This is a genomic window from Paraburkholderia sp. BR14312, assembly GCF_040948675.1.
Taxonomy (GTDB): domain Bacteria; phylum Pseudomonadota; class Gammaproteobacteria; order Burkholderiales; family Burkholderiaceae; genus Paraburkholderia; species Paraburkholderia nodosa_A.
Genome location: NZ_JBFPKI010000005.1, coordinates 343792 through 360113, shown reverse-complemented (window position 1 = coordinate 360113; position 16322 = coordinate 343792). Strand labels below are relative to the sequence as shown.

The 16322-nt window shown below is 62.1% G+C and carries 14 protein-coding genes and 1 pseudogene; 7 read left to right on the top strand and 8 right to left on the bottom strand.

Going from position 1 to position 16322, the window contains the following annotated elements:
• Positions 1-67: 67 nt before the first annotated feature.
• From AB3X98_RS16625 to AB3X98_RS16605, 5 genes are all read right to left on the bottom strand, one after another.
• Positions 68-1399 carry an extracellular solute-binding protein gene (locus AB3X98_RS16625; protein ID WP_368602154.1) on the bottom strand — a complete coding sequence of 444 codons (1332 nt, stop codon included), beginning with the start codon at positions 1397-1399 and terminating at the stop codon, positions 68-70.
• Positions 1400-1513: 114 nt separating this feature from the next.
• Positions 1514-2377 (bottom strand): carbohydrate ABC transporter permease, encoded by an 864-nt coding sequence (locus tag AB3X98_RS16620; protein WP_069266377.1) that lies wholly within the window; start codon positions 2375-2377, stop codon positions 1514-1516.
• A complete protein-coding gene (locus AB3X98_RS16615) occupies positions 2374-3300 on the bottom strand; it encodes a carbohydrate ABC transporter permease (RefSeq protein WP_368602155.1) in 927 nt (308 codons plus the stop codon). Before AB3X98_RS16615 ends, AB3X98_RS16620 begins: the two co-directional genes overlap by 4 nt.
• On the bottom strand, positions 3290-4378 hold the full coding sequence (locus tag AB3X98_RS16610; protein WP_342947242.1) for a sn-glycerol-3-phosphate ABC transporter ATP-binding protein UgpC: 1089 nt from the start codon (positions 4376-4378) through the stop codon (positions 3290-3292). The genes AB3X98_RS16615 and AB3X98_RS16610 overlap by 11 nt, the downstream gene beginning before the upstream one ends.
• Before the next feature lie 460 nt (positions 4379-4838).
• Positions 4839-5810 carry an AraC family transcriptional regulator gene (locus AB3X98_RS16605; RefSeq protein WP_069266379.1) on the bottom strand — a complete coding sequence of 324 codons (972 nt, stop codon included), beginning with the start codon at positions 5808-5810 and terminating at the stop codon, positions 4839-4841.
• Positions 5811-5904: 94 nt separating this feature from the next.
• On the opposite strand from AB3X98_RS16605, the gene AB3X98_RS16600 reads away from it, so the two are divergent.
• Positions 5905-6738 (top strand): oxidoreductase, encoded by an 834-nt coding sequence (locus AB3X98_RS16600; RefSeq protein WP_368602156.1) that lies wholly within the window; start codon positions 5905-5907, stop codon positions 6736-6738.
• A 24-nt stretch (positions 6739-6762) separates the two neighbouring features.
• On the opposite strand, the gene AB3X98_RS16595 is transcribed toward AB3X98_RS16600, so the two are convergent.
• Positions 6763-7071, bottom strand: a complete 309-nt coding sequence (locus AB3X98_RS16595; protein ID WP_342947245.1) for a DUF4148 domain-containing protein — start codon at positions 7069-7071, stop codon at positions 6763-6765.
• A gap of 137 nt (positions 7072-7208) precedes the next feature.
• Here AB3X98_RS16595 and AB3X98_RS16590 point away from each other — a divergent pair, with 137 nt between their 5' ends.
• Together AB3X98_RS16590 and AB3X98_RS16585 are read left to right on the top strand one after the other, a co-directional pair.
• Positions 7209-7445: a hypothetical protein gene (locus tag AB3X98_RS16590; protein ID WP_342947246.1), complete on the top strand. Its 237-nt coding sequence runs from the start codon at positions 7209-7211 to the stop codon at positions 7443-7445.
• An 11-nt stretch (positions 7446-7456) separates the two neighbouring features.
• Positions 7457-7829 (top strand): annotated as a pseudogene (locus AB3X98_RS16585) (PaaI family thioesterase); the annotation flags it as partial.
• A gap of 98 nt (positions 7830-7927) precedes the next feature.
• Here AB3X98_RS16585 and AB3X98_RS16580 read toward each other — a convergent pair.
• Positions 7928-9178, bottom strand: a complete 1251-nt coding sequence (locus AB3X98_RS16580; RefSeq protein WP_368602157.1) for a hypothetical protein — start codon at positions 9176-9178, stop codon at positions 7928-7930.
• Between the two features lie 424 nt (positions 9179-9602).
• Entirely contained in the window at positions 9603-10964 is a 1362-nt protein-coding gene (locus AB3X98_RS16575; RefSeq protein WP_069266384.1) for a metallophosphoesterase, read from the bottom strand.
• Positions 10965-11249: 285 nt separating this feature from the next.
• Between AB3X98_RS16575 and AB3X98_RS16570 the strand changes: the two genes are divergently transcribed.
• From AB3X98_RS16570 to ccsB, 4 genes are all read left to right on the top strand, one after another.
• On the top strand, positions 11250-12317 hold the full coding sequence (locus AB3X98_RS16570) for a purine nucleoside permease (RefSeq protein ID WP_368602158.1): 1068 nt from the start codon (positions 11250-11252) through the stop codon (positions 12315-12317).
• 453 nt (positions 12318-12770) lie between these two features.
• Positions 12771-14279 carry a cytochrome C gene (locus tag AB3X98_RS16565; RefSeq protein WP_256094851.1) on the top strand — a complete coding sequence of 503 codons (1509 nt, stop codon included), beginning with the start codon at positions 12771-12773 and terminating at the stop codon, positions 14277-14279.
• A gap of 52 nt (positions 14280-14331) precedes the next feature.
• Positions 14332-15003 carry a cytochrome c gene (locus AB3X98_RS16560; protein WP_368602159.1) on the top strand — a complete coding sequence of 224 codons (672 nt, stop codon included), beginning with the start codon at positions 14332-14334 and terminating at the stop codon, positions 15001-15003.
• Positions 15004-15091: 88 nt separating this feature from the next.
• Positions 15092-16282, top strand: coding sequence for a c-type cytochrome biogenesis protein CcsB (gene ccsB / locus AB3X98_RS16555; protein WP_368602337.1), 1191 nt, complete (start codon positions 15092-15094; stop codon positions 16280-16282).
• The last annotated feature ends 40 nt before the right edge of the window (positions 16283-16322 follow it).

Genomic DNA, 16322 nt, shown 5'->3' with positions numbered 1-16322 from the left:
CTCTATCCATCCTGTAGCGGTGTGAAGTGAGGCGGCCGCGCCGGGCGGGCGCGGACCTAACGTGGCGTTATCGCGCGAGCAGGGCGTTGGTGCGTTGTTCGGCTTCCTTCTGCACGTCGGCGACCGACTTGCCGGTCGAGAGCATGTTGCTGATCTCTTCGCCCACGATCTGCTGGATCGCGAACTGGCGCGGCACCGTGTTCGGCAGTGCGTAACCGGTGGTGGAAATTTCCTTGATTTCGGCGCGATGCGGCAGCGCGTTGAACGTGGCGCTCGTGATGATCGACTGGCGCGCGGGCAGATGGCCGGTGCGCGCCCAGTCGCCATCGTGGTCGTAAAGGAACTTGAGGAAGACGAGCGCGGCGTGGCGCGTCTTTTCGTCCTTCGCGCCGCCCTTGAGCATGACCCACGAATGGCCGTCTGCCCAGACCGCCTTCTTCTGATACAGATTCGGGAACGGCACCACGTCGTAGCCATTCGCGAGCGGGGAATCGGGCTTCTTCGCGAGATTCGTGAAGTCCTCGATCATCCACGTGCCGACCATCAGCACGCCGGCCTTGCCGTTCTCGAACGCCTGGTTGGCAGCGCCATAGTCGAGCCCCGGCGTGACGTCGCCCGCCTTCATGAGCTTGTCGTAGAGCGTGAGCGCGTTGGCGGCTGCCGGCGTGTGCATGTCGATCTTCGTCGGGCCGGCGGGGAACAGCGTGCCATTTTGCTGATAGACCCACGTGTCGAACGTGCGCGTTTGCGCGGCCGATTCATTGGCGATCGGCACGGCGAAGTAGGGCAGACCCGTCTTGTCCTTGAACTGCTTCGCCTGCGCGAGCAGTTCGTCGGGCGTTTTCGGCAGGATGGGCTTGCCGCTCGCGTCGACGAGTCCCGCCTTCTTGAACAGGTTGACGTTGATGTGCCAGAGCCACGAATGCGTGTCGAACGGCAGCGCATAGGTCTTACCGCCGAACGTCACGGCGCGGTGGGCCTGGGGCGTGAAATCGTTGGCGTCCACGCCGACCGACTTGAAGCCGTCGTCGAGCGGCTCGACCAGATTGCGCTTCACGTAGTCGCCCAGGACCGCCTCGTGCATGACCGAGATGGTCGGCACGTCGCGACTCAGAATGCGCGCATCGATCTGCGTATAGTAGGGCGCCCACTCGATGATCTGCGGCTTGACGACGATGTCTTCCTTATTCGTCGCGTTGAACTGGTTCACGAGCGTCGTGATGATGCCGCATTCGCCCGAGGCCTGGCTCACGTCATTGACCTTGCCGTATTCGGCGTCGCAGGCGCCGAAAAAGCGTGACAGTGTGATTTCCGTTTTGGCGTGGGCCGGCGCGGTCAAGGTCGCCGCGAGGCCGAGCGCAGCCAGCGTGAGTACGCCGCGCACCAACGATCTTGTCATGTCTCTCTCCTGTGCTAGACCCCGCTGGCGCGTTGTTCACGTGCTACCAGTGGATCGTTTGTTTGTACTACGAATCAATGGGCGACCGGCCGATGTATGATTCGGTGTCACCGCCTACCGAACTGCGGTGCCGGCTACGGCCGCCACGATGTACTTCTGGAAGAACAGATACAGCACGAAGATGGGCAAGCCGGCGAAGACGGCCTGCGCCATGAGGTAGCCGATGCCCTCGGACTGCGCGAAATTGCCTTGCGTGGAGGCGAGCCCGATCGTCAGCGTGTACATCTCTGGCTTGGACGCGGAGACGAGCGGCCAGAGATAGTCGTTCCACGCACTGAGAAACGTGAAGATGGCGAGCGTAGCCTGCGCCGGCAGCGAAAGCGGCAGCACGACGCGCCAGAACACCTTGAAGCGCGAGGCATTGTCGAGCAAGGCGGCCTCCTCGATCTCGATGGGCACGGCCTTGAAGTACTGCGTCATGAGATAGACGCCGAACGGCGAGGCAAGGCGCGGCAGGATCAGCGCGCCATAGGTGTTGTGCCAGTCGAGCGTGGCGAAGATATGGTGCAGCGGAATCACGAGCGCCTGTTCGGGCACCGCGAGTCCGCAAAGGCAAAGCACGTAGATATAACGCTTGCCGGGAAACTCGGTGCGCGCGAAGCCATAGCCAGCGAGCGAGGCGATCACGAGCGTGAGCAGCGTCTGGCCGATCGAAACGATGAGGCTGTTGACGAGCCACCCGCCCACCGCCGAGGTGTTGAGGATGTTCGTGTAGTTCTGCAGCGTGAAGGGCGGCGAGAAGAGCACGTCGGTGTGCCGTTCGAGAAATGCATTCGGCTTGAACGAGAGGCACAGCACCCAGACGAGCGGGGTGATCCAGAAAAGCGCGAGCACGACCACGGCGCCCAGCATCAGGCGGTCGCCCATGCGGCCCGTCAGCGAACCGCGGGAGCGGGTTTCGAAAGCGAGCGTGCTCATGCCCTCTCCTTCTTGCGCAGAAGCCAGGCCTGTGCAACAACGCCGATCAGCATCAGCGCGAACAGCACTTGCGCGGCGGCGGCGGAATAGCCGAACGACCATTGGCGGAAGCCGGTTTCGTAGATGAATTGCACGAGCGGTCGCGTGGAATTGTTCGGGCCGCCGTCCGTGAGCAACTGGGCCTGGCCGAACAACTGAAACTGCAGCACGGCTTCGATCACCGCCACGAGCGCGACGGTGCGCCAGATGGAAGGCAACGTGATGTTCGTGAACGTGCGCCAGCGCGAGGCGCTGTCGAGCGCCGCGGCCTCGTAGAGTTCCTGCGGAATCTGCTGGAGCGCGGCCAGGAACAGCATCATCGGCAGGCCCATGATCCACCAGACCGTGACGACGGCGATGGCGGGCAGCGCGGTGGCCTCGTGCATCAACGGAACCAATTCCGGCAAATGGAGCGCGTGGCTCAGGTCGGCGAGCAGGCCGTTGCCGGGCATCATCACGAGTTTCCAGACCAGCGTGACGATTGTGACCGATAACACGGAAGAGCCGAAAAAGAGCGCGCGCAGCGCGGCGCCGAAGCGCCCTGGCCGGTTCAGCACCAGCGCGAGCGCGAGGCCGAGCAGCACGAACACGGGAACCGTGAGGATGACGAAGTAGAACGTGTTGCGCAGCGCGCCGCGGAAGATCGGGTCGAGGGTGAGGTCGAGATAGTTGCGAATGCCGATGAATTCGCTCGTGCCGGCGAGCAAATCCACGCGTTGCAGGCTGAGCCACCAGCCAAAGCACAGCGGAACGATCAGCAACAGGACGTAGACGATCACGAAGGGCAGCACGAACAGCGCGTTGGACCACGGCGCCCGCAGGTTGCGCCGCCGGCCCTTGCGCGATTGCGGAAGCCGCATGGCGAGCGAGCGGTTAGAGGCCATGCCAGGCCTTGCCAGTTTCATCGAACACATGCAGGTGGGCTGCGTCGAGACTCATGCGGATGGTGTCGCCCGTCTCGATTTCGAGCTCGCGTGCGCGCGGCAATTCGGCCACGAGCAATTGACCGTTGGGCATGCTCACATGCGCGAGCGAGCGGTCGCCCAGCCGTTCGATGACTTCGGCGCGGCCGACCAGCGGCCCTTGCGGGTCCAGCAGCACGTGTTCGGCACGCACGCCCAGCGTGAGCTTGCCTGCTGGCAGGCTCGCCGCGGCAATCGCGGTGGGCGCCTCAACGCCATCGAACGGCAGAGCGACGATTAGCCGGCCCCCGTTGTCGCCAACGCGCTCGACATCGATGAAGTTCATGGCCGGCGTGCCGATGAAGCCCGCGACGAAGCGCGTGGCGGGCCGCTTGTAGATGTCGAGCGGTGCGCCGATCTGCTCGATACGCCCGCGGTTCATGACGACGATGCGCGTGGCGAGCGTCATGGCCTCCACCTGATCGTGCGTGACGAACACCATGGTGGAGTGCAGGCGCTGATGAATGCGCGCGAGCTCGAGCCGCGTGCGGGTGCGCAACGCGGCGTCGAGGTTGGAGAGTGGCTCGTCGAAGAGAAATGCTTCGGGTTCCTTGACGACGGCGCGGCCGATGGCGACGCGCTGGCGCTGGCCACCCGAAAGCTGGGCAGGGCGGCGCTGCAGCAGCGGGCTGAGTTCGAGCATGCGCGCGGCCTCGTTGATGCGCTGGTCGACTTCGCCCGCGCTCACGCCGGTATTGCGCAGGCCGAACGCCATGTTGTCGTACACGGTCATGTGTGGGTAGAGCGCGTAGTGCTGGAACACCATCGCCACGCCGCGCTTGCCTGGCGGCTGGTCGTTCACGCGCCGCTCGCCAATGTTGATCTGACCGTCGCTCACGGTTTCGAGGCCGGCGATCATGCGCAGCAAGGTGGATTTCCCGCAACCCGAAGGGCCGAGGAAGACGAGGAATTCACCGGATTGAATGTCGAGGTCGAGGCCGGTGATCACCTCGGTTTCGCCATACCGCTTCGTTACGCCGCTCAGTCGGATGCCCGTCACGGTGCCTCCTGTGGAGTAGTCTCGTACCGCCGCATTCAGTGCGTTGATATTATGAAAAGAGTGGCGTGCTAACCCATTCGTGTAAACACTTAATCATTCGACGTCCCAAATAATGGGTTTATGCGTATTGCGTCGAAGAGGAGGGTGATTGCGCGCGCGTATTCGCGAGGCAAAAAAATACCCGCACGAGGCGGGCAAGAGGTTTGAGGAGACACCAAGAGAGGACGCAGGGGCGCCCTCGATGCAAACTGTAGCGTGTGCCGCGGCATTCCACACCTATCAGAACGGAGAGGGCTAGCGAAATGTCTGCGTAAGTAGATCGCGTGAATATTAATTTGGAATACTGAGAGCATTAATGCGGAAACGGGATCTGTTGGAACAACCGTGACAGAGCGCGGGCTCTGCCCGTTGACATCGTTTCCGCAGCGTTGTCGCCCATTAAGCCCAAAGCGAGCCAGACTCAATGCGACGAAACATATATCGCATCCGCTAACGGCTCCGGAATGGCAAAGCTCGCGCGCATCCGCTTCGTTTCCGCTGCAGGCGTCAGGCCGAAGAGTCTTTTGAACTCCCTGCTGAACTGCGATGCACTTGTGTAACCCACTGCGAGGCTCGCTGCTTCGGCGGTCAGGTCCTGGCGGAGCATCAACAGACGAGCCTGATGCAAACGCGTCGACTTGACGTACTGCATAGGCGAAACCTGTGTGATCGCCTTGAAGTGGCTATGGAAGCTCGGAACGCTCATGCCCGCTTCTTGCGCCAACTGCATCACGTCCAGCGGCTTTGCATAGCCGGCATGGATCAGGCGTAGCGATCTGCCAATTCGGCCGAACTGACCGCGCATCGCCAAAGCCTCGCGCATCGAACCGCCTTGTGCGCCTGTGAGCACCCGGAAATAGAGTTCGCGCAGCAGGCACGGGCCCAATACTGCGGCTTCGAGAGGCCGATGCATCGCTTCGAGCAAGCGCAGCACAGATACCTGCATTGCGTCATCCATCCGCGTCGACATCATGCTTTGGGGCGCTTGCACGTGCCCGGTTACGCCTTCGCGATCGATCTGTACCGCCAGTTCCGCGGCCAGCGTGAAATCGAGATGCAAGTAGAGCGCAAGCAATGGCCGCTGCTCGGTCGCATCGGTTTCCATGCTGAACGGAACCGGCACGGACACGGCGAGATAGTGCTGTTCGTCGTACAGGTAGAGATGGTCGCCGAAATAGCCTCGCTTGCTTCCCTGGCAAACGATCACGATGCCGGGGTCGTAGAGCACCGGTGTGCGTGACAGCGGCCGGTTCGAACGCAGAATACGCACGCCGGGCAGCGCGGTGAGGTTGTAGCCCTCTTCGGGCGCCAACGCGCGAAGCAACGCAATGATGCGCTTGCGGCTGCGGGACGGGAGGTCGGGATTGTGGGTAGAGGCCCGCTTCGTGATCATAGTTTTAGGCAAGAAAAATAGCGGAATTTGGCTTTGCTCGCTCCGCGCGTCAGACTAGTATGCACTCACCAGCCAACATTCGGGAGAAGCTTCAATGGAGTCCAGCAAAATTCTGCTCATCACTGGCGTAAGCAGCGGCTTTGGCCGCGCGCTTGCGCAAGAGGCGCTTGTGGCAGGTCACAAAGTCGTCGGTACCGTGAGAAGTGTGGAGGCGAAGCGCGAGTTCGAGTCTCTCTCTGCGGATTGCGCATTCGCACGCGTGCTCGATGTGACCGACTTCGATGCGATCGACGGTATCGTCGAGGAAATCGAGGCGAGCGTCGGGCCGGTCGACGTGTTGGTCAACAACGCCGGCTACGGGCATGAAGGCGTCATGGAAGAATCGCCGCTGGCCGAAATGCGCAGACAGTTCGACGTCAATGTGTTTGGCGCTGTCGCCATGATGAAGGCGGTTCTGCCGTTCATGCGTGCGCGCAGACGTGGCCACATTCTGAACATCACGTCGATGGGCGGCTATATCACCATGCCGGGCATCAGTTATTACTGCGGGAGCAAGTTCGCACTGGAGGGAATTTCCGAGGCGCTGGGTAAAGAGGTCAAGGCTTTGGGCATCGCGGTGACAGCCGTCGCACCTGGCTCCTTCCGCACCGACTGGGCCGGTCGCTCGATGCAACGGACGCCGCGTTCGATCCCGGATTACGACGCGATATTCGACCCTGTCCGCAAAGCGCGCGAGGAGAAAAGCGGCAAACAACTGGGCGATCCCCAAAAGGCTGCACGCGCAATGCTTGCCGCAATTGCCGCGGACCACCCGCCCGCGCATCTTTTGCTCGGTAGCGATGCACTGGGGCTCGTGAGGGGCAAGCTGTCGGCGCTGGAAGACGAAATTCGTGCCTGGGAGAGCGTGACGGTCTCGACTGACGGCTGAAGATTGCCGGTGTATCGGGGCTTCTCACCCGGCTTGAGACTGCTGGCACTCCGTTGCAAACCACTGCTCGACCCGGTGCTGCGCCACTTGTAGATCCTCGGGGTAGTACGGGTCGTTCCATGGTGACGGGGCGTAGCCTGCCTTCCTCAACGCTGCAACCTCGCTTTGGTGTTGCGCCATCGTCGGAGGCGCGTTGCTCCTGAGTGCGGCGAGGTCACGGCACTCCGTTGCGCTCAGATGTGGCCCGCCTGGTGGGACGCCGCCGGCGGCACATCCAGCCAGCTGGAGCGCCAACGCCGTCAGCATGAAGCGGTTTTTCGGGCGGCGTTCCATGGCGCATCTCCACGCGTGCGATTGGCGCGACGAGCGGTGCCACCCGTCGCGCGTGATTTCCGCGTTATTTTGCCTTAGACCAGTCGCGGGGGAGGCGCAGTAGATACCGAAAGACTCGCGAAGCCTATGAGGCAGAGTTGCGCCGCTCGATCGAGGAGGTCTCGGCGGGGCTGCCCGACGAACCCGGCGCGGTGCGCGACGACCGTGCGATCGCGCTGCTTGCGATGTTGTCGGGCGGAGTCACGCTGGCGCGCGCGGTGCCGGATCCGGCGCTGTCGAAGCGGATCGCCGACGCTGTCGAGCGATCTGCGGTCGCGCTGACTTCGGCGCGACGCAAGCAAGGACGACGACATAGCAATGTATTCCACCGATGACGTTTCTGGACGTCGATCCAGGCTATGTAAAGCTTTCGGCGCGCGGGGAAGCAACATTTCAACCCTCCTGGCGGCGTCCACGGCGGCTTCGCGGCAACGGTACTCGACTCCGCAACGGGCTGCGCAGTTCATTCGATGCTGGAAGCGGGCGTTGGATACGGCACGATCGATCTGCAAGTCTAGATGTTGCGACCCGTACCGATCGATCAGGATCTGGTGGCCGAGGCTCGCTCGGTCCACATCTCTCGAAACATCGCGACCTCGGAGGGTACATTGAAGTCCTTCGATGGAAAGCTGTTAGCGACCGCTACCGCAACCTGCTTTTTGAAGAGAGGGCACATCCCGGCTCAACCCATCGAGCCGGGCGCAAGCATCACTCGCTGATCCGGAAATACTCGCCTGGAACCACCCCAAGAAGCGGAAGATGCAACGGCAGCACCAACCCTGTCGCTATGACGCTTCGGCGTGGCAGCCGTCCTCGATCACTTGACCGGCCCGTTGGGGGTCAGGATCGGTGGTTCAATACCGCCCGTATCCACGGCGAAGCCGCCCCAGGGACCCGAACCGGGACTCGGGCCGACGTCACCCGGCGGGCCGTACTGGCTGGTGACCGGTATGGCGGCTGCCGTACTACGAGTGCCCGTGGCCGTGCCAACGGCGCCTGGCGGGCCGTAGCCGGTATCCGAGGTCGCCGTCGAGGAGGCGTTTGTGCTCCCGCCCGCACCCGCCCTCGGTTGGCCGTATGTTGCCGGCGCGGGGTGCGCGATGGAGTTCGGCGCGGTCCGGGGCATTACCGCGACTACGTTCTGCCTCATGCGCAGCCGGGCGAACATGCTTCCCAGGGCGCTGGCCGATGCCACGCCAGGGCCGCCAGCACTCGCATTACCACCGCCGGCGCCTCCACCTGCGCTACCCGTGCCCGAATTGCCTGCACCGGAGCTGCCTGCGCCAGAGCTGCCGGCACCGTGGCCGCCCCCTCCCGAACCCGCACCATTGCCACCCGAACCGGCGCCGGCGCCACCCGAACCGGCACCGCCGCCACCCGAACCGGCACCGGCGCCACCCGAACCGGCACCGCCGCCACCCGAACCGGCACCGCCGCCACCCGAACCGGCACCGGCGCCACCGGAGCCGGAACCGCTACCCCCCGAGCCCGCACCATTGCCGCCGGAGCCCGCACCCGCACCCGCACCCGCACCCGCACCCGCGCCCGCTCCCGCGCCGCCCGAACCGGCACCGGCACCACCGGAGCCGGAACCGCTGCCTCCCGAGCCCGCGCCGTTGCCGCCTGACCCGGCACCATTGCCGCCGGAGCCCGCTCCCGATCCCGCACCTGCACCGTTGCCACCTACACCCGCACCGACGCCCGCACCGACCCCCGCGCCATTGCCACCCACGCCCGCACCGACGCCCGCACCCACGCCCGCACCGACGCCCGCACCGACGCCCGCACCGACGCCCGCACCGTGGCCGCCATTGCCGTTGCCGTTGCCGTTGCCATTGCCATTGCCGTTGCCGTTGCCATTGCCGTTACCGTTGCCGTTGCCGTTGCCGTTGCCACCCACGCCTGCGCCTGCGCCAGCACCGTGGCCACCGCCGTTGCCGCCCGCGCCGCCACCGTGGCCGCCACCGCCGCCGCCGCCGCCGCCGTTGCCACCCGCCGCTGCGTAAGCCGCACCGGACAGCGCTAAAGCCACCACCCATGTCGCCGTGTACTTCGTCGCTCGGTTCATCGTCCGCCCCTTTCTTCCTACAAACCGCTTCGAAAGTGCGCCGGTGCACGCTCGAATTCTGCGCGTAGGCCAGCAGCCGTCTCGCGCATACGATGTGCCACGATGAGCAGGGGAATCGATTCTAGTAAGGATAACTACGAAAAATACGATGCATCGCCCGATGCAGCCGCGCTCACCCTGGCGTTTCCTGGTACGGTTGGGTGTTTTCGCCGATGGCATTTTGAAGAATTGGCATCGGCAAAGTCTCCAGGCGTCATGTCCGGATCTGACCACATGTCACGTGTGTGATCCCTGCCGAGTGGGCTTGAATAAGAGTCTTTATCAATCGCCGGGACAGCATGAACCGTGCGCAGATTCCGGAGAAGAGGAACCTGGAGGAGCCACAGAATTCCTCAGAACACCGGGGCTGACGTTCCGATCGGCGTCAGAGTTTCCCGCTTTGCGCAAATTCGCGGATGCGCGTGGCGAGTGCCGGTATGCCAGCATTGCGGGCCACGTAGTGGGAAAGCTGGCGTGTAGCCAGATCGACGGTCACCTGGTCGTCGGGCGCTTTGGTATACGGTCCGTCGACGGCAGCGTGATATTCGATGCGCAACTGCGTGGCGTTTGCGACGATGCGCAAATAGCCGTAATTCTGGTCGTCGTAGTTTTCGATGACCACGGCATCGGTGGTCTTCGTTGCGGCCTGGATCAGCTGCGGTGCACGAAGCGGCGGTTGCCCGTTGGTGGTCAGTCGTTGTACGTTGTGTCCGCCGTTGCCGCACACGATGTACGGAATGTGGGTGCCATCCGGACGCGTGCGAGTAAAGCGCTGATAGTTGTGCGCGTGTCCCGCAAGATCGGCATGAGGCCATACGCCCACCTCTTCGCATATCGCATCGATCTGCTGCTGCATCTCGATACTCCAGCCGTGACGTCCGCGAGCGACATACGGCGGATGATGATGCGCGAACAGTAATGCGCCCCTGTAGCCCTCCTTTTTCACCCGCGTCAACGCCGCCTTGAGAAACTTCAGCTGGCTGTTGCCGATGTCGCTGTTCGAGATCACGCCAGGATCTTCGAGCGTATTGCTATACAACGCGATGATGCGCACGAACGGCGCTTCGAATGTAAAGAAGACGCCCGGCTGAATTTGCGCAGTACGTGAAAGATTGCCTGCATCGGGGGAGACCTGAAAGCAGTCGGAGCAGAAGTTTCGCAGAAACGCCTGCAAACTCTTTTCGTGCTGCAAAGGCGAGATCATCCCGTCATGATTGCCGGCAACGGCGAGGATCGGTGCGTGATAGTCGCGATAGGGTTCGTAGAACTGGTCGTAGTAGTACTGCGCTTCGCCGAAGCTGTAGACAATGTCGCCCAGCAGAAAGTTGAATTGCGGCACTTCAGCAGGATCGGTTTCGTCGAAGTCGCTGACCATCTTGTCGGAGACTTCGTTCTGCGTTTTGGGGCCGCGGGTACTGCCGCAATCGCCCGTCGAGTGAAAAACGATCTGTGCGTTCGCGTTGATCTGGTCGAGGACGGTCTGATCGTTGTCGATCACGTCCGCGAGTGTCAGGCGGGGCTCGACGCCGCCGCGCGGCGCAGGAAACGGAAGGGCCTTGAGTTTGTGCTCGCGGTTGAGTTCGTCGATCATCCGGTAGGCCGCCACATCGGAGGCGTGCCTGACGATGAAGGTTTGCGGATCTGGCGTTGGCTGCGGCTGCGAGAAGACGGGGGCGGCGAGAACGCGGCCGTTGCCGCCGTCACTGCCATTGCTGGCTGACGTTCGAACTGAGCGCTTCTTTGGCATGTTTTGTTTCCTCCGATCGCGGTTGAAAGGCGGGACCGCGTTTGACTGACGCGATTCCCTGCCGAATGCTCCGGGTGAGACGGTGGCTTGCGGGAGAGGTTCAGTCGTAGTCGTTGCAGGTCGTAACAGGCGATTTTTTTTCTCCGCTTATACTCACTCTCGCCTGAATGGCGCATGCCCAGGTCCCACGCTGCACGCCGAGAAAAAACCACGACATCAGTCGACAACACGGCACGCGATTCACGTTTCGTAACCGCGGTTCTTACATGACAGGTGGGACCTTTTATGCTAAATCGTGCTTTTGGCGCAGTGATTTCATCGTTGCTCGTGGCCGGTGCGGCCGCTGCACCTGCCATCGCGCACGCCGAAGACAGCTTCGCGCAGGACGACGACGCGTCGCATGGCCGAGCGGTCAAGGTGATGATCATTTCGATGTTCGGTCCGGAAGGGCAGGTGTGGCTCGATCATCTCGGACCGTGGCAGGACATCACCGTCGCGGGTCTGTCCCCCGATTACCCGGCCGTGCATTGCAACCGGCAGGATATCTGCGTGATGACGACGGGCATGGGGCACGCGAACGCCGCCGCGTCGATCATGGCGCTGACGTTCTCGCCGCGTTTCGACTTGCGCCACACATACTTCATGGTGGCGGGCATCGCCGGTATCGATCCGCTTCAGGGGACCGTGGGTTCCGCTGCGTGGGCGAACTGGCTCGTCGACTTCGGGATTCAGTGGGAGATCGACGGACGCGAAATTCCGGCGGGCTGGAACACCGGCTATCTCGGCATCAACACGACGGGCCCGACGCAGAAGCCGCCGCTCGACTATCGCACCGAAGTGTTCCAGTTGAACCCTGCGCTCACGAAGGCGGCATTCGCGTTGTCTCGCAACGTGACGCTCACCGACGACGCCCAGGCGCAGGCCGCGCGCGCCAGGTACAGCTATGCACCCGCGAACCGTCCGCCGAGCGTGATCCAGTGCGACACGCTTGCGGGTGACACCTGGTGGTCAGGCACCGACCTCGGCGAGCGAGCGCGGCAATGGACGAAGATCCTGACCGACGGCAAGGGCACCTATTGCACGACGCAGCAGGAGGACAACGCCACCTTCGAGGCGCTGACACGTGCGGCAAACGTGCATCGCGTCGACCTGAATCGCGTCGCGGTGCTGCGCGCCGGCTCGGACTTCGACCGGCCGTATGCGGGCCAGTCGAGCGCCGATAATCTGCTCAACTACGCGTCGCAAGGCGGCTTCACGATCGCGATCGATAATCTGTTCCTCGCGGGCAATCCGCTGGTGCAGGACATCGTCACGCATTGGGGCGAGTGGCGCAACGGCGTACCGCAGCGGTAACGCATTTGAGGTGCGGTGACGCGGGCCGGGTGCCGGCCCGCGCACGCATCGCGTGTCTGCGCCATTGATTCATGTGCTGCGTCGTGGGCGGTGGTCACGTGTAAACCAGCGCAGGCGGGTGGCGTCTTGCGGCACCGGCTCAACTTTCTTCATCTATCCAGGCATTCTTTCGGATGCCTTTCCATTGGCGCGCCACAACCCGGCGGGAATATTCGAGGTGCCTTCTCGTTTACGCAGGACGCGAGTCGCGCGAAGCAACGCTGCGCGACCCGTCATGATCGATCAGGTCCATCGTACGCGCAGGAGGTGTCGAATGGAAACTTCACGTTTACTGTCCGCATTCAGTTCATGCCGCTAGCGAGCCCCCTACCAAAAATAGAGGGGGTTGACCCATCGCGATTCTGATTGCGCATTTGCACAATGAAGACGTCGCGTGCGTGCAAAGGGTTCATCGTGAACGGTTTCACCAGCTGGAGCCTCGCGCTCCTCGATCGCCGCGGCACACGGAATACGGACTCCAGCTCTCACTGCCGACGCGATGTATTTGCTCCATGCGGCGCAGGAGTGGCAGCCATGACAAAGTTACTCGTCAGCCATGCAGCATTTCATCACTGGCTGTTCTGTGGCTGGGCACTCGCATTCGTGTTGCTCGCGTTGTTGCCGGCGACCATCGCACACGCGCTGCCGATCTTCGCGCGCCAAACCGGCCAGAGTTGTGTGGCTTGCCACGCCGGGGGACAATTTCCTGAGCTCACGCCATATGGGCGAATGTTCAAGCTCACCGGTTATACGCTCGGTGAACGCACGATCCCGATTGCCGCAATGGCAATCGGCAATCTGAGCCAGACGCGAGTCAATACTGATGCGAGCGGCAACACCATCAACACCAAGAATGGTCTGCCGATCTTCGACTTTGCGAGCATCTTTCTTGCCGGAAAGATCACCGACAAAATTGGTGCATTTACGCAATTCACCTACACGAACTACGACCATCAGAATGGCGAAACGAACAAATGGGAAGGCCACTGGGCATCCGACAATACAGACTTCCGGTTCGTGGACCGGATCATGGGCGAAGCGAACGACCTGATCCTCGGAGCAACGCTGCACAACAATCCAACCGTGCAGGATGTCTGGAACTCCGCGCCGGCATGGGGTTATCCGTACATTTCATCGACGATCAGTCCGGTTGCCAAAATCCCCAATCTTCCCGTTATCGAAGGAAGTCTTGCGTCGCAGGTGGTGGGTTTCGGCGGCTACCTGTACTGGAACAAGACGGTCTACGCCGAACTGACCGCGTACAGCACGGCCGATGGCATCTGGTCGTTCATGAGTCACGGCAACCGGGAAGGAAACGCGGCTCACCCGCAAATTTATCTGCGCGGTTACAACCCGTATGCACGCATTGCGTTGACGCGGGACTGGGGGCCTCATAGCGCAATGGTCGGCGCGTTCCTGTTGAACGTGAACATCTATCCGAACGACTCGAACCAGTTCCCGATCTTTACGCAGGGCGTGACGCGCTACCGCGATTACGGCGTGGACGCGCAGTACGAGTACCTGCTCGAGCCGCACACGATCACCGCGCAAGCCCGCTACGTGCGTGAGAACGTCCACGATCCGAATAATCTGGTCCTGAGCGACAGCACGTCGGGGAATCTCGACTCGTTGAGGATCAAGGCATCGTATGTGTATCAGGCCAAGTACGGGTTCAGTCTTTCGTTCTTCAATACGACAGGTAGTCCAGACAGCACAGCCTACGCGGCCAGCGCGAATTTCCACCCCAATACGCAGGGATGGACGCCAGAAATATTCTGGATACCGAATCAACGCATCCGGATAGGTATTCAGTACACGCACTACACCAAATTTCTCGGTGCGACGTCGAATTACGACGGCGCGGGCCGTAATGCGAGAGACAACGACACGCTTTTCATCTATCTGTGGGCTGCTTCATGGTGATGTCCCAGTGGCTACCGGGGACAGCAAAGGCTGCAGCAAGGAGGTTGTTGCCATGAACAAGGTGACGCATATCGTCTCCATTGGGATGCTGCTGGCCGGGTCGGCGTGTCAGGACCTCGAGCATTCGCGACAGGTCGATAACCCGCAGGTGCGCGGAAAGACCATCGCCTTGCAGGTGTGCTCGAACTGCCATGGTGTGAACGGCGTTTCGGTGTCGCCTACGTTTCCGAAGCTCGCCGGGCAGCGCAAGGAATATCTGGTCGATCAACTGACGGACTTCAAGAGTCATTCGCGGGCCGACCCGAATGCGCAGCGTTTCATGTGGGGATTCACCCATTTGACCGACGCGCAGATCGACGAGCTCGCGACGTACTTCTCGAGTCAACCCGCGGTTCTCGGCGAAGCGAGCGATCTCGCGCTCATCAACGAAGGCAACGCGATCTATCATTCGGGCCTGCCGGACAAGGGCGTCTCGGCGTGCATGGCTTGCCATGGACAGCATGGCGAAGGGATAAATCAGTTTCCCCGGCTCGCGGGCCAGCACGCGGACTACGTCATGAAGCAGCTCAAGGTCTTCCAGCAAACGGATACCCGGCCTCGCGGCGCAGTCATGAAGGCTGTGTGCGCCAACATGTCGGACCGTGACATGCGTGCCGTCGCGGCCTACGTCGAGGTGTTCCCGCCGGAAGGGGAGGCGTCCGTCAGTCCGGCAGACGATCGATGAGCAATCAGGCGCGCAGACCGCGATCTTTCGACGTCGTCTTTGAATAGCGAATGCCATGAAATCATCCTCACCGTCTTCCGATGCTGCGATGGCGACGCCAGCGGCACTACATCGGCCACGATCCACGTGGCGAGCGGCTCAAACGAGCCTGCTGTCCGACGAACGCCCCTTTGCGAGGCGCCTCGGTGCATTCGACTGGCTGTTTGCCCTTGCGATGGTTGGAGGCGCTGGCTTTGCCTTGTCGCGCTACCACGCGTACATGAGCGTCTATGACCAACTGGTGCTGGTGTGCTCGGTGCCGGCCTTCGTCGTGCTCGGCTGGCGCTGGAAGCCGGCACGGCTGCTGATCGCGGCAATCGCAGCGCTGTCGCTGTTTGCAATCCAGTTGTACCAGGGCGACCTGGGGCGCGCCAACAGCACGTTCTTCCTGAAGTATTGCCTGTCCAGCCAGTCGGCCATTCTCTGGATGAGCGTGCTTTTCGTGCTCGCCACCTTGTTTTACTGGCTGGGCACGCTGTCGCGCTCGCCGTCTGGCGGCGCAATCGGCTCGAAACTGACGTGGGCCGCGGTATTGATGGGTTTCGTCGGGATGATGGTGCGGTGGTATGAGTCGTATCTGATCGGTGCGGACGTCGGCCACATTCCGATTTCGAATCTCTATGAAGTGTTCGTGCTGTTCTGCGTGATCACGGCGCTCTTTTACCTGTACTACGAGGAGCACTACAACACGCGCTCGCTTGGCGCCTTCGTGTTGCTCGTGATCAGCGCGTCGGTCGGGTTCCTGATGTGGTACTCGATCGCACGCGACGCGCAGCAGATCCAGCCGCTGGTGCCGGCGCTACAAAGCTGGTGGATGAAGATTCACGTCCCGGCCAACTTCATCGGCTACGGCAGTTTTGCGCTGTCCGCAATGGTCGGCGTGGCGTACCTGCTGAAGGAGCGGGGTGTGCTGTCGGACCGGCTGCCGACGCTCGATGTGCTCGACGACGTCATGTACAAGTCGACCGCTGTCGGTTTTGGGTTTTTCACCATTGCGACGATTCTCGGCGCGCTGTGGGCCGCCGAGGCGTGGGGCGGTTACTGGAGCTGGGATCCGAAGGAAACGTGGGCGCTGATCGTCTGGCTGAATTATGCGGCCTGGCTGCATATGCGGCTGATGAAGGGGTTGCGGGGGCATGTTGCCGCGTGGTGGGCGCTCACGGGCCTGATGGTCACCGCCTTCGCATTCCTCGGGGTGAATATGTTCCTGTCCGGGTTGCATAGCTACGGCCGCCTATGAGGATAACGAACGAATGCGATGACGTATGAAGCTTCTGTTC